Below are 17,027 nucleotides of genomic sequence, written 5' to 3' on the forward strand. Positions count from 1 at the left end.
GAGGTCCTATATCGCCGCCGCCTACGGCCGTGCGCCAGCTGTGCACAAGATCCTGGCGGCTCTGGTGGCCCTTATTCCGCCGGAATAAGGGCCACCAGAGCCGCAAGGATCTTCATCCCGCCAGGTGGATGGTTGGTTCCCGCATGTCGGGCGCGCGCACCGCGCGGCCGGGCATCACAGTGCTCCGCAGCCCTCACTTCGCGGTTCGCGCTCTGCGTGCGGTTCGCGCTCTGCGTGCGGTTCGCGCTCTGCGTGCGGTTCGCGCTCTGCGCGCGGCTCGCGCTCTGCGTGCGGTTCGCGCTCTGCGCGCGGCTCGCGCTCTGCGCGCGGCTCGCGCTCTGCGCGCGGATGTCCTCTGCGCGCGGGCCGTGCTCTGCGTGCGGACTCGCCTGTTCTTGGCGTGAGTGGTCGCGGGCTTGGAGCCCGCGGGAGCGTGCGGGCCGGACCACCACGGGAGCGGGAAAAGTGGTGTAGGTGGTGGTGGAAAGAGGATGGTCCCCCGGCGCGAGGGCGCTGGGGGACCGGTGGGAGGTGGGTCAGGCGCGGGCGCGGCGCAGGCAGCACTTCTTGTATTTGTCGCCGGAGCCGCACCAGCAGGGGGCGTTGCGCTCCGGGGGCCAGGTGATCTGGCCGCCGGTACGGGTGGCGGCCTGGCGGGCGTAGCCGGCGCGGGTCTTGGGGTCGGACGGGTCGTCGCCGGTGGCGGCGAAACCGGTCAGGCCTGCCACGGTGCCGGACGGTACGGTCTGGCCGGCGGTGCCCTGGCGGATCAGCGCGCGTTCGACGTGGGCGCGGTGCTCGTCCCAGGTCTTGCCGTAGGCGTCGGACAGCGCGGGCCACTGGGTGATCAGCTTGTCGAACTCGGCCTGCGGCCAGAACAGCAGCTCGCCGTCGGGCACGGCGGTGTTGGCGATGCCGGCGTTGGCCAGCTTCGTCTCCAGGCGGTCGGCGAGGTTGTCGTTGCCGTCGTGCGGCAGGCCGAGCAGGTGGCGGATCCGGTGCCGTTGCTGCAGCAGGAAGAAGAGCAGGCCGGCGTCCTCCGCGGAGGACGGCTCGGAGGCGCGTTCGGCGAGCGCGGTCTTCACCGCCTCGGTCAGCCACTCCTCGGCGGTCTTGGCGCGGCCGCCGACGGCCAGGGCCGCGCTGATGTACGCGGCCGCGTCCGTGTATTGGAGCAGCAGCGGGCGCAGCGGCTCGATCTCGGCGAGTGCCTCGTCCTCGTGGCCGGTCCGGAAGAGGATGCGGGCGCGCAGCGCGTGTGCGGACGCGGCCTCGGTGTCGTCCCGGGTTCCGAACGCCTCAAGGGCGCGGTCCACGTAGCGCTGGGCGGCGTCGAGCTTGGACCGGCTCTCGGCGATCTCGGCGGCGAGCGTGAGCGCGACCCCGGCGTCTGCCTGGTCGGCGAGGTGGCCGTCGTCCACGGCGCCGGCCAGTTCGGCGGCGACGCCGAGCGGGTCGGGCGCGCCGAGGGCGGACTGCCGGATCTCGTGAAGGTCTGCGCTGGTCAAGTTGGCTTTCATCGGCACCTTGTCACGGTACTGCGCCGAAGGCACCGATATCGGTTGATCTAAGTCTCATTCCGGAGTTCAGGCGCCCGCCGCCACCCGATCGAGTGGCCCGTGATCATCCGATCGTCGCGCGCTCGGAGAACGCGGCGGGGCGGACACCTTAAATAAGTTTAGGGAACCGTCTATGGACTCCGACTGTTAACAGTCCTAATAATTGCTCAACCCCACCACCTCCGGGACGAACGACCCACCGACGTCTGCACGCCGATCTGCGAAGTGAGCAGGTCCGGCCGGTCGCGCGCGCCCCCACTCCCACCGGAGAACACCATGAAGCTCAGAGGGAAGTACGCCGCGGCGCTCGCCGCCGTGCTGGTCGCGTCCGGAGTCGGTGCGACGATCGTGCTGGCGCCGGGTGCCAACGCGGCCGCCGCCTGCGCCACGGCCTGGAACTCCTCGGCGATCTACGTCAAGGACAACGTCGTCTCCTACCAGGCGCACAACTACACCGCGAAGTGGTGGACGCAGAACGAGGTCCCGACCGCGAGCGGCCAGTGGGGCGTCTGGGCGGACAACGGCGCCTGCGGTGGCACCACCCCGCCGACGACGCCGCCGCCGACCTCGCAGCCGCCGGCCACCGGCACGAAGATGGCGTCCGCGCCGTACATCTACCCGGGCTGGGGTAACCCGCCCGCGCCCGCGACGGTGATGAGCGAGACGGGCATCCGCGCGTTCACCATCGCGTTCGTGCTTGCCAACGGCTGTAACCCGGTCTGGGACGGGGAGAGCGGCCTGACCGGCGGCGTGCACGCCAGCACGATCTCCGCGATCCAGGCGGCGGGCGGCAGCGTGGTCCCGTCGATCGGTGGCTGGAGCGGCAACAAGCTCGGCCCGAACTGTGCGACGCCGGAGGCGCTTGCCGGGGCGTACCAGAAGGTGATCAATGCGTTTGGTCTGAAGGCGATCGACATCGACATCGAGAACTCGGACGAGTTCGAGAACACAGTGGTCCAGGACCGGATCCTCGGCGCCCTGAAGATCATCAAGCAGAACAACCCGTCGGTGAAGACGATCCTGACGTTCGGCACCTCGCCGACCGGGCCGAACTACTACGGCATCCGGCTGATCCAGCAGTCCAAGGCGCTCGGCGCGAACATCGACATCTTCACTCAGATGCCGTTCGACTTCGGTGGCGGCACGGACATGTACGCCAGCACTGTCGGCGCGTCCGAGGGTCTGAAGAAGCAGCTCACGGCCACCTTCGGCTGGACCGACGCGCAGGCGTACTCGCACATGGGCATCTCCGGCATGAACGGCCTCTCCGACCAGCGGGAGGTGACCTCGGTCGAGACCTGGGCCCGGATCCGCGACTACGCGAAGAACAACAACCTCGCCCGGTTCACGTTCTGGGCGGTCAACCGGGACCGCGGCTGCCCCGATGGCGGCGTGGCCTCCGACTGCAGCGGCATCGCGCAGTCCGACTGGGCCTTCACGAAGGTCAGCGCCGGCTTCTGACCGGCTCACCTCGGGGCCCCGCCAGAACTGTGGCGAGGCCCCGGGTCAGCCGGCCTGGGTGAGCAGGTCGTTGACGATCTTCTGGGGTACGGCCCGGTCCTCCGGATCGCTGTACGCCCACACGCCCACCTGCCACCGGTCGCCGTCGCCGCCGGTGAAGAAGTGGCTCAGGTCGAGTGAATAGCGGCCCTTGTCGTCCTTCGCGGTCTCGATGAACGACGTGCGCTCGTCCACAGCAGTCGCCTTCGCGCCCTCGAACCACTCCTGGTCACGCGTGGCGCGCTCGGCCGGCCCGCACGACGCCGGGCAGGGCCGCAGCATGATCTGCGCCCGCTTGGTACGGTCCGCCGGGGCGCCGCCCGCCTCGAACGGGTTGCCCTCGTCGATGCACACCCAGGCCTTGGCGTCCGGGACGTCGACTGTCGCGCCCAGGCACCCCCAGCCCGTCGGCGTCCGGAACGCGAACGGCAGCCCGTCGAGCGTCATCGTGTAGGTCTTGTCCCCGGGCGCGTAGGACGGCCCGGCGACAGTGCGTGCCGGCACCTGGCGCAGCGTGGGTTCGCCCGTGCCGGACTCCGGCGTCGGATCCGGCGTCGGGCTCGACGTCCGCGGTGTGCCGGCCGTGGGCGGTGGAGGCTGCGTGTCGGCGGGCTGCCGGGCCGCGGGCGTGCCGTCGTCCTGGGAGAGCACCAGCGCCGCGACCCCGCCGCCGATGCAGAGCAGCGCGACAAGCGGCACGACAAGCAGCGCGATCCCGGCGGCCAGGCCCCGGACGGGCTGCGGCGCCGGGCCGATCGCGCCGCCGATCCAGGCGATCACCGGCGCGCGGTACTCGACCTCCACCACCTGACCCGGGTGCACCGGCACGACGGTCTCGGCCGGGCCGACGCGCGGTGGCAGCAGGTAGGGCACGTACACCTGCACGTGGTGCTGGCCGGGCGGCACCGGCACCACAGTGCGCCCCCACGCGGCCGGCACCGGCTGCCCGTTCACGGTGAGGCTCGGCCGGAACAGCGCGAGCACGAACGCCAGCCAGGAGTACCGCGCGGTGACCGCGATCGCGCTGATCTGGCCGGCGGGCGGCACGGCCCACGGCTGGTGGATGTCGTACATGGTGTTCCTCCCCGTTCGAACCTGGGAAGTGTACGTATGGGCAGCTCATCGACGTGCATGACCCGGCTCGTCGGCACCCGTGCGTTAACGATCTTTCGCGGGTACGATCGGTTCGCGATTCCGTCCACGAACGTCGATGGAAGACGGAGGGCCCATGCCCGCACGACGAAGTGCCCAGTGGTACGCCGGAGACGTCCGGAACAGCTACATCCACCGGGCCTGGATGCGGCGGGGGCTGCCCGCCGACGCGTTCGACGGGCGGCCGCACATCGCGATCGCCAACACCGCCTCCGACCTGACGCCCTGCAACGCGCACCTGAACGAGGTCGCCCGCAGCGTCTCCGACGGCATCCACGCGGCCGGCGGCATCCCGCTCAACCTGCCGGTCGTCTCACTCGGCGAGACGCAGGTGCGGCCGACCGCGATGCTCTGGCGGAATATGGCCGCGATGTCGATCGAGGAGATGCTGCGCGCCAACCCGATCGACGGTGTGGTGCTGCTCGGTGGCTGCGACAAGACCATCCCGGCGCTGCTGATGGGCGCGGCCTCGGTCGACCTGCCCGCGGTGGTGGTGCCGGGTGGTCCGATGCTCACCGGCACGTTCCGCGGCGTGCCGCTCGGCTGCGGCACCGACGTGTGGAAGCTGAGCGAGGAGGTGCGGGCCGGCACGCTGTCCGCGACCGAGTTCCAGCGCTCCGAATCGAGCATGATCAGAAGCAAGGGCCACTGCAACACGATGGGTACGGCGTCCACGATGGGCCTGCTCGCGGAGGTGCTGGGCATGACGCTGCCCGGTCTCGCGGGCACCCCGGCGCCGGACAGCCGGCTCCTCGAGGGCGCGCACGCGACCGGGCGGCTGATCATCGAGATGGTCGACTCCGGCCGTACCCCCGGAGCGGTCCTGACCCGGGGTTCCTTCCTCAACGCGATCGTCGCGCTGGCCGCGCTCGGTGGTTCCACGAACGCGGTCGTGCATCTGCTCGCGATCGCCGGCCGGCTGGGCGTGCCACTCACCCAGGACGACTTCGACTTCGTCGGCGCGGGGGTGCCGCTGCTCGTGGACCTGCTTCCGGCCGGGCGGTTCCTGATGGACGACCTCTACCGCGCGGGCGGGCTGCACGCGGTTCTGGCCGAGATCCGCGACCTGCTCGATCCGGCCGCGCTGACCGTGACCGGGCGTCCGCTGGTGTCCTATCTGGACGATGCGCCGGTCTACGACCGGGAGGTGATCCGGCCCCGGGAGCGGCCGCTGCAGCCGCACGCGGGCATCGCGGTGCTGCGCGGCAACCTGGCGCCGGACGGTGCGGTGATCAAGCCGGCCGCGGCCACGCCCGCGCTGTTGCAGCACCGGGGGCCCGCGGTCGTCTTCGACTCGGTGGAGGATCTGCGCGCCCGCCTCGACGACCCGGACCTGGACGTCACTGCCGACTCCGTGCTTGTGCTGCGCGGGTGCGGGCCGAAGGGATATCCGGGGATGCCGGAGGTCGCCAACATGCCGCTTCCGGCGAAGCTGCTCGCCGAGGGGGTGCGTGACATGGTGCGCGTGTGCGACGGGCGGATGAGCGGCACCGCCTACGGCACGGTCGTGCTGCACGTGACGCCGGAGGCCGCGGCCGGGGGACCGCTTGCCAAGGTGCGTACCGGCGACATGATCATTCTTGATGTGGCGGCCCGGCGGCTGGACGTGGACATCCCGGACGAGGAGCTGAACGCGCGCGAGCCGTCCGCGGCGACGGTGAAGGCGTTCGCGGCGCCCCGGCGTGGCTGGGAACGGCTGTACGTGGACACCGTGGGGCAGGCGGACACCGGCGCCGACCTCGACTTCCTGATCGGCTCCAGCGGCGATCAGGTGTCGCGTGAGTCGCACTGAGCCTGCACCGCACTGAGCCTGCACCGCGCTGATTACCGGGGGACTGCGTCACGTACTGAAATATGTCGATGCGTCAGCTAGTGTTCCACTGTGGATATCACTCGCGGTGACGTGGTCGTCACGGGGATGGGCGTCACCACCTCGCTCGGCGGTGACGTCCCCACCACCTGGGACGGCCTGCTGGCCGGCCGCTCCGGCGTCCGCCGCATCGACGACGTGCTCGCCCGCCACCCGCACGCGGACCGGCTCCCGGTCAGGATCGGTGCACCGCTTGCCGTACCGCCGGCCCGCGTGCTCGACCCGGCCGAAGCCGCCCGCCTCGACCCGGTGCAGCAGGCCGCACTTGTCGCGGCCCGGGAAGCCTGGGCCGACGCCCGCCGGCCACAGGTCGATCCGGTACGCCTCGGCGTCTCCCTCGGCACCGCGCTCGGCGGCATCCACACGCTGCTCGGCGAACACGACGCCGTCCACCGCGACGGCCCCGCCGCCGCCCGGCGCTCCGGCGGCGGCCGGGCCATCTCCGGCGGCGCCTCCGCGGCGGTGAGCATCGCGTTCGGCGCCCGCGCGTTCCTGCACGCGCCCACCTCCGCCTGCGCGGCCGGCGCCGAGGCCATCGCGCACGGCGCCCGCATGATCCGCGCGGGCGAGGCCGACGTGGTCATCGCGGGCGGCGCCGACACCTGTCTCACCCCTGTCGTCCTCGCCTCCTTCGCCGCCGCCGGCGCGATCTCGCTCCGCAACGACGAGCCCGAGGCCGCCTGCCGCCCGTTCGACGCCGCCCGTGACGGCCTGGTCATCGGCGAGGGCGCCGGCATCCTGATCCTGGAACGCGCCGAGTTCGCCGCCGCGCGTGGCGCCCGGGCGCTGGCCCACCTGCCGGGCGCCGCCTCCACCGCCGACGGCTACCACCCCACCAGCCCGGACCCGAGCGGCGACGGCCAGTTCCGGGCGATGCGGGGTGCCCTGGCCGCGGCCGGCCTCACCCCCGACGACATCGACCACGTCAGCTGCCACGCCACGAGCACGCGCGCCGGCGACCCGGTCGAGGCCCTCTCCGTGCACAAGGCCCTCGGCACCGGCGCGGCCGCCACCTGTGTCAAGGCCGGCCTCGGCCACTCGATGGGTGCGGCGGGCGCGGTCGCGAGCGTGCTTGCCGTCCAGGCGATCCTGCACTCCCTTGTCCCGCCGACCCGCAACCTCGACCACCCCGCCCCGGGCGTCGAACTCGACGTGGTCACCGGCGGCCCCCGCCCGATGCCGATCCAGGCCGCTCTCTGCAACGCGTTCGGCTTCGGCGGCTACAACACCTCGCTTGTCTTCACCCGCTGACCTCTGTCGTCCGCGCGGGGAGTGTCACAGCACGATGGACAGAACACGGCAGCGGGCAGTGCGCGCTTTCCGTACCCTCTGATGCTTTTGATCGGGTTTGGGGGTTCGGGGGTGATCTGTTGGGTGTTGCGCTCGTGGGTGACAGGTCGTAGACATGACCGGGCACGCTCAAGATCGGCCGAGCCTGCGGTGGACGGCCCGGCCGGCGTGAAGCGCGGCGGCCGGTGATGGACGGGGAGACGCGCGGCATGACTGTGGAGCTCATAGAGCCGGTGCGGGTGGATTCGGCCGCGGGGAGGCGGCGCTGGGCCGGGGTGTGGCGGCCGCTTGTGGCGCTGGCCGGCGGGCTCGTCATGGATCTGGGGTTTCCCGGGGTCGGGTGGTGGCCGCTGACCCTCGTCGGCGTCGGGATGGTGCTCGCGGCCGTCGACGGGCTGCGGTTCTGGCGCGCGGCAGGCGTCGGTGCGGTCGCCGGGATGGCGTTCTACCTGACCAACGTGTCGTGGAGCGGGCTGTACCTCGGGCCGGTGCCGTGGCTGGCGCTCTCCGCGTCGCAGGCGATCTCGGTCGCGCTCGGGTGCGGCCTGATCGGCGTGGCGTCCCGGTTGGTGCGCGATCGTTTCCTCGCATATCCGCTGCTGGTGGCCGGTCTCTGGGTGGCCCGGGAGGAGGCGGCGGCGCGCTGGCCCTACAGCGGCTTCTCCTGGGGGCGGGTGGCGTTCTCGCACAGCGAGGGGCCGCTCGCGCCGCTGCTGTCCTGGGTCGGCGCGTCCGGGCTGTCGTTCGTCCTGGTCGCGCTCGCGGCGGCCGGCTGTCAGATCGTGCGGTCCCGGTCCCTGCCGGCGGCGGGCGGCTGGGCGGCCGGGGCGGTGGCGCTCGCGCTGGTGCCGGTCTGGCAGCTGCCGGCGGCCGGGACGATCACCGTGGGCGCGGTGCAGGGCAATGGCCCGGCCGGCTACTTCACCGCGCGTGACCGTGGTGATCTGCTGGCCGCGTCCGAGCGGGCGACCGCCACCATCACCCCCGGCAGCGTGGACGTGGTGGTCTGGCCGGAGGACGGCAGCGACCTCGATCCGGCGCGGTCCGGCGAGGCGCTGGACCGGATCCGGCGGGTGACCGCGACGGTGAACGCGCCGCTGATCTTCGGCGTCATCACCAAGCGTGACGATCTCTACTACAACTCAAGCCTGGCCTGGGAGCCTGGCCACAGCACCCCCACCGACTTCTACGACAAGAAGCGCCCGGTGCCGTTCGGCGAGTACGTGCCGAACCGCGCGTTCTGGGCGTCGCTCGCGCCGGACCTGATCGGCCTGGTCGCCCGCGACTACGTGCCCGGCACCCGGGAGGGCGTGCTCGACGTCGGCGGCATGCGCCTCGGGTCCGCCATCTGCTTCGACATCACCGCGGACGACGTGATCAGCGACCTGCCGGTGCAGGGCGCGCAGCTGATCCTCGCGCAGTCCAACAACGGCGACTTCGGCACCACCGACGAGAGCGTGCAGCAGCTCGCGATCGCCCGGATCCGCGCGCTGGAGACCGGCCGCGACGTCGTCAACATCTCCACTGTCGGCACCAGCGCGATCATGTCCGCGGACGGCGGCACGCTCGCGTCGCTGCCCACCTTCGAGGCGGGCGTGATGGTGCAGGAGGTCACGTTGCGTGATGGCCTGACGCCTGCCATCCGGCTGCGCCAGGTGCTTCCGCTCGCGCTCGCGGTGATCTCGCTGCTCTCCCTCGCCGCGCTCACGATCCTTGACCTCAAGCGCGGTTGAGGCGACATGATCGCCCACATGTCTGCTTTCACCGACGCCGAGATCGCGTACCTGCGCAGCCAGCAGCTCGGCCGGCTGGCCAGCGTCCAGCCGAACGGCACGATCCAGAACAATCCAGTGGGGTACGGGTACAACGCCGCGCTCGGCACCATCGACATCGGCGGGCACGCGATGTCGGCGAGCCGGAAGTTCCGCAACGTGGCGGCCGGTTCCGTGGTGTCGTTCGTCGTCGACGACATCGTCTCGGCCGACCCGTGGCAGGTGCGCCTGCTGGAGGTCCGCGGCACCGCCGAGGCGATCACCGACCCGTCCGACTCCGAGGCCCACATGCCCGGCCCGATCATCCGTGTCCACCCCCGCCGGATCATCGGCTACAACGTCACGCCCGGCGGCGGAGGCTCGGCCCGCACCGTGTGACCGCCGTCCGGTGACGCGAGCCGGCAGGCGTGCGCGAGCTGGCAGGCGTGCGCGATGCGGGTCCTATCCGGGGAGGGGGTCAGTCGCCGAGGTCTAGGATGGCGCCGAGAAGCTCCTCGGGCGTTTCGACCTGAGGCAAATGACCGCTGCGGGGCAGCACGGTGAAGGCGGACCGGGGGATGGCGTCGGCGTACGCCTTGCCGTACGCCGGGCTGACGATGCCGTCGCTCTCGCCCCAGATGACGTGAACGGGTAGATCGAGGCCGGCCAGACGCGTGATCAGGGTGGGGTCGGACATGGCCGGGCCGGTGTAGGAGGCCAGCGCGGCGAGGTCCGGGCGGGGGCCGCTCACGCCGGCCGGTGGGCGCGGCGCCTTGGCCGGGTCGTGGAACGACAGCGCGGCCAGCTCGCTCGGTGCGAGTCCGCGGAGGTCGGTCACCGGGTGGCCCTCGACCTCGATCCCGATCCCGTCGACGATCACCGCGCCGGAGAGCCGCGGGTTGCCGAGCAGCGCCATCTCCGCGGCGATCCACCCGCCGAAACTGTTGCCGATGACAGTGACGTCGACGAGGTCGAGCTCGTCGAGCAGCGCGAGGTAGGCGGCGGCCAGGTCGCGCGTGGTCGCCAGCCCGGCGGGTCGGGTCGTGCCGCCGAAGCCCGGATGGGTGGGGACGATCACGCGTGCGCGGGTCCGTTCGGAGAGCAGGGCGGCGAAGCCACGCACGGTGCCGACGCCGCCGCCACCGTGGAGCACGAGGAACGGGCGGGTGCGGTCGTGGTCGTCGACGGTGACCTGCAGATCGCCGACCGTGACAGTCGTGGTGCGGGTGGGCCGGAGACTGCCGGCCGGGACTGTCGTCTTCATGGCACGTCCTTCGTCAGGTGGTGTGTGCCGTGCGCCTGGCACGGGACCGTATCAACATCAGGAACCTTATATCAGGTTCCTTAGTTAAGCAACGGAGTGCGAGACGGGGAGCGTGTCTGCGGTCGGGGCGAAGTGGCGACGCGCGCGTTACGGGTGGCGGATGCGCCGTGTCACAGCGGTTCGCTCGCTTTGCGGAGCAGTTCGTGAAGGGTTTCGCGTTCCCCGGCGGTGAGGCGTCCGACGGTCTCGGTGAGCACGCCGTCCACCGCTTCCGCGCCGGCCTGCCGTAGGTCGTCGCCGGTGGCGGTGAGCTGGTGCTGGACTTTGCGGCCGGGTCCTTCGACGCGCGCGATGAGACTTCGGTCCACCATGCGTTTGGCGAGTTCGCCCATGGACTGGTCGGTCTGGAAGGTCAGCTCGGCCAGTCGATGAAGCGAGGCGCCGGGATTGGCGTGCAGGTGGCGAAGGGTGTCCCACTGCACGAGCGAAAGCCCGAGGGGGGCCAGGCGCCGGTTCGCGTCGCGGTGGTGCCGCCACTGGAGCCGTTTGACGGCCAGTCCGACCTGCTGCAGGGAACTGCTCATCCCTGTAGGCTACTACAAGGTAGCTTATATAAGGTTATTGATATAAGGCGGGCGGCGGCGGGTTCGCGCAGCGACAGTGCCGCCCGAACCCGCCGTGAGGTTGCGCGTGCGGTTACCCCGCGGTCAGGACGGGGTGTTCGCGGCGACAGCGCGCTCGACGACTGACGGGTCGGCGAGGGTCGCGGGGTGCCGGAGCATGTAGGAGACGCTGTTGAACGCCGCCGCGATGGACGGGTCGGTAAGCGAGGCCCCGGTGATCTGCCCGAGCGCCCATCGCTGCGCGCGTACCTCCTCGGGCACCTCGGCGCCGGTCACGGCGTCACGCCGCTCGGTGTCGCCGCCGGCCGAGATCGCCCACGCCGCGTCCACGACCATCTGCTGGAGGTCGAAGAAGGCGCCGGCCGGCTCGTTCAGGCCGGGGTCGCCGGTCAGGTAGGCGGACAGGCAGGAGGCGTGCAGCGCCGCCGAGCTCATTCCCTGGCCGTAGATCGGATTGAACGAGGCGACGGCGTCACCCACAGCGATCAGGCGCGCCGGGAAGCGGTCCAGCCCCGCGAAGTCGCGCCGCCGGCTCTCCGCCTGGTGGTACGTTGCGATGTCCCGGGTGATCGGCCCGCTGGTGGCGTGCCCGAACACGGCGGGCAGCTCGGCGCAGCGGGCACGGAAATCCTCGGGGGTACGTCCGGGGCGCGCCTCGTCGTACCCCATGAGCATGACGATCCACCCGTCGTCCTCGACCGCGTTGACTGCGGCGACGGAGACCCCGCCGACGGTGCCGGCCGGCGAGAACAGGCCGAGCGCGCAGGTGATGTCCAGCTCCTCGGGCTTCTCCGTGCGTGCGAACAGGGCCGTCGCGTAGTTGATCGGCGACTGGAGCCGGGTGAACCGGGGCGCGTCGTAGCCGTGCTCGGCCACCCAGTCGGAGACCCGGCTGGGGCGTCCCATGGCGTCCACCGTGAAGTCGGTCTCGAGTACGTGCTCGCCGCCGTCGTCGACGTAGCCGACACCGCTCACCGCGCCGTCGCGGTACCGCAGGCCTGTCGCCCGCCCGTGCCGGACCGAGACGTTGGGCAGCGCCAGGACCCGCGCGCGCAGGCACGCCTCGATCAACGGCCGGGTCGCGCCGAGCAGCTGGAAGTCGCCGCCGGGCGCCTGCCGGTGCCCATCGAACATGGTGGCAGTCGCCTCCGGGCCGGACAGCAGCGCGCCGCCGTCCAGCGCGTCCTGGGTGAAGCCGGGCAGCCACCTGTCGATCCACAGCCGGCCGGCCGGGAGCAGCGTGTGCACCTGCTGGTCCTGCGGCGTACCGGCCCGTTGTGCGGGGGACACCGGGAGGGCGTCGCGCTCGATGATGACGACCTCGCGCGCATGGTCGGCGAGCACCCGCGCGGCCAGCAGCCCGGCGACACTGCCGCCAAGCACGGCTGCGGTCTCGAACAGCACCCGCGGCGCGACCGGCGGGCCCGCCTGGACAAGCCGGTCGAAGGCGGATATCGGGGATTCAGGCATGGCGCCATCCTTCGGGAGAAATGGGAACTGCCCGAGAAGGTACGGCGCGCGACGGGCGCGGCTCCGGTATCCGCGTGCCTCGTTCCGGTACCAGAGCGCCAGCCGACTGTCGGCAACGCCGGATCGCTCCGGTGCCTGGCCCGGTCGCGGGGATGGTCAGGAACCCGCCCGCCGGCTCCGTGCGCGCCGACCGGCGGGTGTCTCACCGAAGCGCTGCCGGAAGGCTCGGATCAGATGGCTCTCGTCGGAGAAGTGCCAGCGGGCTGCCAGCTCGGAGACCGTCCACGACGTGGAGGCCAGTTCCCTGTCCACAAGGGCCAGGCGCCGTTCCCGGACGTACCCCATGACCGACGTCTCCTCGGCGGCGAAGGCGCGGTGAAGCGTGCGCAGGGAGACGTGCAACAGGCCGGCGATCGAGGCAGGGTGGAGATCCGGGTCGGTGAGCAGGCGTTCGTCGATGCACTGCCGAGCGGCCCGGACCAGGGCCGCATACATCGGCTCGTCATCGATGACGTGGTCGGCCAGGACTCCACGGAACAGTTCGAGCGTGGCGTTGCGTGCCGTGATGCCGACGACGTCGCCGATCTCGATGCAGGCGCGCAGGTGCGCGAGCAGTAGCCGTGCGGCCGGGGAGTCCTGCTGGACCGGCTCGGCCTCCCGGCCCGAGCGCAGCCGTACTTCCTCGATCGGGATGTGGAGCATGAGCGCGCGGGTGCCACGGCTCACCTCGAAGTCCCAGGGCTCGTCGTTGCGGCGGATGTACGCGCTGCCCCGCCCGACCGCGGCGGTCCGGCGTGCGGAGCGGAAAAGCCACTGTCCGCCGAGCGTGAAATGACTTACCACCCGGTCGCCGAGATGGCCGTCGGTTCCACCTGTACTACCGGCTACGGCGTCGCTGTACTGATCCTCCACCACCAGGTCGTGAAGCATCGTGCGACGGATTCGCACGGCGTACGAGCCCTCGCCGTGCCGTGGCAGCCGCAGCGGTGGTGGCGGGACGATCTCACCCGCCTGGCGTCGCCACTCGTCCAGCAGCACGTGATTACGGTTCTCATCCGCGTACGCCACGTTGATGTCGACGTCGAAGCGCTGGCCGTCGCCCTCACCCATCGGCTTTCTCCTCGTGTCTGCCCGGGTGCCAGTGTTCACCGCGGTCCACGGCGGGGCCGATCCCGGGTCGGGCCGCGACAGCAGCCCGACCCGGGCGACGTTCGTGTTAATCGCTAGGCGGGCTGAAAGAAGTGGATCAGCGAGTTGGTCCGGTAACCGATGCGCTCGTAGACGGGCCGTCCGGCCTGCGTCGCATGCAGGACAAGGTGCTGGTGACCGGTTTCCTTGATGCCCTCGTGAATCGCTTTCCTGCTTACCGCTTCGCCATATCCACGGCGCATGGCGTCCGGTACGGTCGCGACAAGCGCGAGGAAGATGGAATCAGCGCCCTTGACCGTGGCGGCGCAGGCGACCGGGTCCCCGTCACGGTAGGCGATGTAGGCGCAGGTCTCCCGGAGCCAGTACGCCGAACCGTTCAGGGCCTTCAGGCCGGCTTCTTCCGACATGCCGTACGCCACGGCGTTGATCTGACCGAAGGTGACCAGTTGGGCTTCGTTCTCGACCCGTCGAAATTCGAGATCAGGATGAACCGGATCGGCGACCGCCGCATCGCCGGCCATGCCGTACCCGGTGAATGCGAGTTCGAGCCCGGCCTCGGCCGCCAAACGGGGCAGGTCCTGGAGTGCCGCCTTGCTGAGCAGGTCCTCGAAGAGCCACAGATAGCCGGCCTGGGTGCCCGCTCTCATGAAGTGAGCCGCCCGCGTGAGCTGGTCGGCGAGGGCGTCTGCCGGAATGTCATGGCCGTCGAGCGCGACAGTGTTCCAGAATCCGAAAGGACTGTCGGCCCACATTCGGACCACGCCGTCTTCGGTGCTGACCTTCCCACCTCTGTCCAGGGCCATGTCGCCCCAGATGGTGATGAGGTGGTCGTTCGACTCCACCGCTTCCGCAAACCTCGACATGAGTCGGTTCTCCTCGTTGTTCTGGTGATGGTTTTGCCGAGCCTGGACCGATCCACGAAAGAGGATCGGCCGGCAGGCTGCCGCAGGTGCTTAATGGCACAGTGCGAATTCAGGCGACGGGTGCCGACTGCTGCGATCGGGTGATCTGCTCGCCCGAACGGAATACCGCGCGGACAGCCCGCAGCGCGGACATGTCCGCGGCCGGATTTCCATCGACGACAAGCAGATCGGCGTCCATGCCGGGCCGCACAAAGCCCTTGTGGTCGTCGATGCCACACGCTGACGCGGCGAGACTCGTCACGGTGGCAAGCGCGTCGGCCGGCGTGAGACCGAAGCGGAGCGAGTGTTCGACGGCGTAGGAAAGGACGTCGTGCGGCTTCCCCGGGCCGACCCCGGCGTCGGAGCCGTTGATGAACCGGACCCCGAGATCTCGCATCAGCCGGTACGGCGCGACGAGCTTGTCGAAGTTCGCTGTGATGACGGCGGCGAGATCCGAGTTGCCGGTCGGTGTCATGCCGGCGGTCGGGTCCACGAACACCCTGCTGGCCGCGATCTCGGGTATCAGCCACTCGGGCGCGACCGGCCCGTCCGGTGTCATGAAGGTCGCATGTTCGAGACTGTCCACGCCGGCGTGCACGGCATCGGCGATGGCGGGCGACGAATGCGCATGCGCGGCGACCGGGAGCCCGAGTCGGTGCGCCTCGTCCACCACGATGCGGATGTCGGCTCGCGAGTACTGCCTGACGAAGGGGCTGGAGCCGGGAGTGATGTGACCACCACTCACCATGATTTTCACTGCCGAGCAACCGCGTTCGTACCGCTCACGTACGGCCGCGCGCAGCTCATCCGGACCATCTGCGACGCCGCCGAGGAAGTGGCAGTGTCCGTCTCTGGTGGTGATCGGTGGTCCGGCGGCGAGGATGTCCGGTCCGCTGTCGGGGGCCTTCAAGAACTCGCGGGCGACCTCGAGCGAAAGGTAACCCCGATCGCCGAGATCTCGTACCGTGGTGATTCCTGCCTCGAGCGCGGTACGACCTGCAGTCCTCATCTGCGCGAGCAATGCCGAATCGTCGCTGCGGATCAGTTCACCGACCGGGTCGGCGCCCCCGTTGAAGCCTAGATGCGTGTGGACGTCGATCATTCCGGGGAGCGCGAAGGAACCGGGTCCGAAATGTATGACGTCGCTCGCCGATATGTCAGGTTGCCCGATCGGCCGGACGGCGATAGTCCGCCCGCCGGCAATGTCGATGATGCTCGGACCATGGAAGGCCTTACCATCGAAGAGCCCGTCGACGTGTATAGCGAGGGTCATGTCTTGCCGTTTCATTGCCACGTGGATTCAGTGGAGGGGGATAGTACGATACTTCGCCCAGCCTCGGGCGGAATCTGTGGCCGGCCGGCACGACGTGCATATCGCCGCACCGCACTACGTCGTAGAGCGGCTCCGCAGTGGTCCGGACGGCGCTTGTCGCGAGAAACGTATGACATGCGTAAATTCTGTTTTTGCGGCATGTGCGACGACAGTGCTAGGAATGACGCATGCCGCAAGGATCCTTTGACAGCACGGGCCGGACGCTCCGGGTCGTCATGATCGTCGATGAGGGCTCCAACCCGTTCGAGGTCGGTTGCGCCTGCGAGATCTTCGGCATCAGCCGCCGGGCCGAGGTCGGCTTCGAGCCCTACCAGCTCACCGTCGTCACGCCCGGCCGGCGGACGAGCATGCGGGACGGGATGTTCAGCATCGGCGCGTCCGGCCGGCTCGCCGATGTCACGTCGGCGGACATGGTCATCGTTCCCAACCGGCCCAATGTCGATCGCCCCTCACGGCCGGCGGTGCTGGCCGCGATCCGGCGGGCGCACGACCGCGGCATCCGGCTGGTCGGCCTCTGTACCGGGGCCTTCACCCTGGCCGAGGCCGGTGTGCTCGACAAGCGCCGCGCCACCGTGCACTGGCAGCTCGCGGACGAGTTCCGGCGCCGCTTCCCGGCCGTCTCCCTCGAGCCGGACGTCCTGTTCGTCGACGACGGCGATGTGCTGACCTCGGCCGGCAGTGCCGCCGCGCTCGATCTCGGACTGCACATCGTGCGCCGCGACCACGGCGCGGAAGTGGCGAATCATGTCGGGCGGCGGCTGGTCTTCGCGGCGTTCCGGGACGGCGGCCAGCAGCAGTTCGTCGAGCAGCCCCTGCCGCCGCCGACGCTTGACTCGCTGGCACCGGCACTCGCGTGGGCCAGGGAACGGCTCCATCTGAGGCTTACCGTCGAGGACCTGGCACGGCAGGCGCACATGACTCCCGGCACCTTGCACCGCAGGTTCCGCCGCGAGGTCGGCGTCACGCCGCTGACCTGGCTCACCACGCAGCGGGTCGCACTCGCGTGCCGGCTCATCGAGCAGGGCGCGAGCGGGATCGAGTCGGTCGCCCACCACGCCGGCCTGGGCACCGGCGCCAACCTCCGCAGCGTCTTCCGCAAGCACATGGGGCTCAACCCGAGCGACTACCGCAAGCGCTTCGTCGCCGGTGGAGTGCGCTGAACCG

Annotated in this window: 14 protein-coding genes; 6 read left to right on the plus strand and 8 right to left on the minus strand. The window is 70.6% G+C overall.

The annotated features are described in order from the left end of the window. Window positions 1-536 precede the first annotated feature (536 nt). Window positions 537-1,520: an SEC-C metal-binding domain-containing protein gene (locus ACIA8K_RS32825; protein ID WP_396066345.1), complete on the minus strand. Its 984-nt coding sequence runs from the start codon at window positions 1,518-1,520 to the stop codon at window positions 537-539. A 315-nt stretch (window positions 1,521-1,835) separates the two neighbouring features. On the opposite strand from ACIA8K_RS32825, the gene ACIA8K_RS32830 reads away from it, so the two are divergent. Further along, window positions 1,836-3,020, plus strand: a complete 1,185-nt coding sequence (locus tag ACIA8K_RS32830) for a chitinase (protein WP_396066347.1) — start codon at window positions 1,836-1,838, stop codon at window positions 3,018-3,020. A 45-nt stretch (window positions 3,021-3,065) separates the two neighbouring features. Here ACIA8K_RS32830 and ACIA8K_RS32835 read toward each other — a convergent pair whose 3' ends face one another. Next, window positions 3,066-4,133 carry a hypothetical protein gene (locus ACIA8K_RS32835; protein WP_396066349.1) on the minus strand — a complete coding sequence of 356 codons (1,068 nt, stop codon included), beginning with the start codon at window positions 4,131-4,133 and terminating at the stop codon, window positions 3,066-3,068. 154 nt (window positions 4,134-4,287) lie between these two features. Here ACIA8K_RS32835 and ACIA8K_RS32840 point away from each other — a divergent pair, with 154 nt between their 5' ends. The 4 genes from ACIA8K_RS32840 to ACIA8K_RS32855 all read left to right on the plus strand — a co-directional run bounded on the left by ACIA8K_RS32840 (window position 4,288) and on the right by ACIA8K_RS32855 (window position 9,521). Next, a complete protein-coding gene (locus tag ACIA8K_RS32840; protein ID WP_396066351.1) occupies window positions 4,288-6,003 on the plus strand; it encodes an IlvD/Edd family dehydratase in 1,716 nt (571 codons plus the stop codon). A 96-nt stretch (window positions 6,004-6,099) separates the two neighbouring features. Beyond that, the gene (locus tag ACIA8K_RS32845) at window positions 6,100-7,332 is read left to right on the plus strand and encodes a beta-ketoacyl-[acyl-carrier-protein] synthase family protein (RefSeq protein WP_396066578.1); all 1,233 of its coding nucleotides are present in this window, start codon (window positions 6,100-6,102) and stop codon (window positions 7,330-7,332) included. A 248-nt stretch (window positions 7,333-7,580) separates the two neighbouring features. Beyond that, a complete protein-coding gene (gene lnt, locus ACIA8K_RS32850) occupies window positions 7,581-9,104 on the plus strand; it encodes an apolipoprotein N-acyltransferase (RefSeq protein WP_396066353.1) in 1,524 nt (507 codons plus the stop codon). An 18-nt stretch (window positions 9,105-9,122) separates the two neighbouring features. After that, complete coding sequence (locus ACIA8K_RS32855; protein WP_396066355.1) at window positions 9,123-9,521, plus strand: PPOX class F420-dependent oxidoreductase; 399 nt, start codon at window positions 9,123-9,125, stop codon at window positions 9,519-9,521. Window positions 9,522-9,600: 79 nt separating this feature from the next. Here the strand turns inward: ACIA8K_RS32855 and ACIA8K_RS32860 are convergent, their stop codons facing one another. The 6 genes from ACIA8K_RS32860 to ACIA8K_RS32885 all read right to left on the minus strand — a co-directional run bounded on the left by ACIA8K_RS32860 (window position 9,601) and on the right by ACIA8K_RS32885 (window position 15,803). After that, entirely contained in the window at window positions 9,601-10,386 is a 786-nt protein-coding gene (locus ACIA8K_RS32860; protein WP_396066357.1) for an alpha/beta fold hydrolase, read from the minus strand. Window positions 10,387-10,556: 170 nt separating this feature from the next. After that, window positions 10,557-10,970 (minus strand): MarR family winged helix-turn-helix transcriptional regulator, encoded by a 414-nt coding sequence (locus ACIA8K_RS32865; RefSeq protein WP_396066359.1) that lies wholly within the window; start codon window positions 10,968-10,970, stop codon window positions 10,557-10,559. 123 nt (window positions 10,971-11,093) lie between these two features. Continuing rightward, a complete protein-coding gene (locus ACIA8K_RS32870; RefSeq protein ID WP_396066361.1) occupies window positions 11,094-12,479 on the minus strand; it encodes an NAD(P)/FAD-dependent oxidoreductase in 1,386 nt (461 codons plus the stop codon). 156 nt (window positions 12,480-12,635) lie between these two features. Continuing rightward, window positions 12,636-13,589, minus strand: coding sequence for an AraC family transcriptional regulator (locus tag ACIA8K_RS32875; protein ID WP_396066363.1), 954 nt, complete (start codon window positions 13,587-13,589; stop codon window positions 12,636-12,638). 113 nt (window positions 13,590-13,702) lie between these two features. Further along, entirely contained in the window at window positions 13,703-14,491 is a 789-nt protein-coding gene (locus ACIA8K_RS32880) for a GNAT family N-acetyltransferase (RefSeq protein ID WP_396066365.1), read from the minus strand. A gap of 109 nt (window positions 14,492-14,600) precedes the next feature. Continuing rightward, complete coding sequence (locus ACIA8K_RS32885) at window positions 14,601-15,803, minus strand: amidohydrolase family protein (RefSeq protein ID WP_396066367.1); 1,203 nt, start codon at window positions 15,801-15,803, stop codon at window positions 14,601-14,603. A gap of 275 nt (window positions 15,804-16,078) precedes the next feature. Between ACIA8K_RS32885 and ACIA8K_RS32890 the strand changes: the two genes are divergently transcribed. Next, the gene (locus ACIA8K_RS32890; RefSeq protein WP_396066369.1) at window positions 16,079-17,023 is read left to right on the plus strand and encodes a GlxA family transcriptional regulator; all 945 of its coding nucleotides are present in this window, start codon (window positions 16,079-16,081) and stop codon (window positions 17,021-17,023) included. The last annotated feature ends 4 nt before the right edge of the window (window positions 17,024-17,027 follow it).

Origin of the sequence: Catenuloplanes sp. NPDC051500 (genome assembly GCF_044454585.1) — a bacterium.
Lineage (GTDB): Bacteria > Actinomycetota > Actinomycetes > Mycobacteriales > Micromonosporaceae > Catenuloplanes.

Excerpts from the sequence above, each read along its gene's own strand:
- ACIA8K_RS32830 (WP_396066347.1), top strand. The coding sequence starts at position 1,836 with ATGAAGCTCAGAGGGAAGTACGCCGCGGCGCTCGCCGCCGTGCTGGTC.
- ACIA8K_RS32855 (WP_396066355.1), top strand. The coding sequence starts at position 9,123 with ATGTCTGCTTTCACCGACGCCGAGATCGCGTACCTGCGCAGCCAGCAG.
- ACIA8K_RS32875 (WP_396066363.1), bottom strand. The coding sequence starts at position 13,589 with ATGGGTGAGGGCGACGGCCAGCGCTTCGACGTCGACATCAACGTGGCG.
- ACIA8K_RS32880 (WP_396066365.1), bottom strand. The coding sequence starts at position 14,491 with ATGTCGAGGTTTGCGGAAGCGGTGGAGTCGAACGACCACCTCATCACC.
- ACIA8K_RS32835 (WP_396066349.1), bottom strand. The coding sequence starts at position 4,133 with ATGTACGACATCCACCAGCCGTGGGCCGTGCCGCCCGCCGGCCAGATC.
- ACIA8K_RS32865 (WP_396066359.1), bottom strand. The coding sequence starts at position 10,970 with ATGAGCAGTTCCCTGCAGCAGGTCGGACTGGCCGTCAAACGGCTCCAG.
- ACIA8K_RS32840 (WP_396066351.1), top strand. The coding sequence starts at position 4,288 with ATGCCCGCACGACGAAGTGCCCAGTGGTACGCCGGAGACGTCCGGAAC.
- ACIA8K_RS32885 (WP_396066367.1), bottom strand. The coding sequence starts at position 15,803 with ATGACCCTCGCTATACACGTCGACGGGCTCTTCGATGGTAAGGCCTTC.
- ACIA8K_RS32890 (WP_396066369.1), top strand. The coding sequence starts at position 16,079 with ATGATCGTCGATGAGGGCTCCAACCCGTTCGAGGTCGGTTGCGCCTGC.
- ACIA8K_RS32870 (WP_396066361.1), bottom strand. The coding sequence starts at position 12,479 with ATGCCTGAATCCCCGATATCCGCCTTCGACCGGCTTGTCCAGGCGGGC.
- ACIA8K_RS32825 (WP_396066345.1), bottom strand. The coding sequence starts at position 1,520 with ATGAAAGCCAACTTGACCAGCGCAGACCTTCACGAGATCCGGCAGTCC.
- lnt (WP_396066353.1), top strand. The coding sequence starts at position 7,581 with ATGACTGTGGAGCTCATAGAGCCGGTGCGGGTGGATTCGGCCGCGGGG.
- ACIA8K_RS32860 (WP_396066357.1), bottom strand. The coding sequence starts at position 10,386 with ATGAAGACGACAGTCCCGGCCGGCAGTCTCCGGCCCACCCGCACCACG.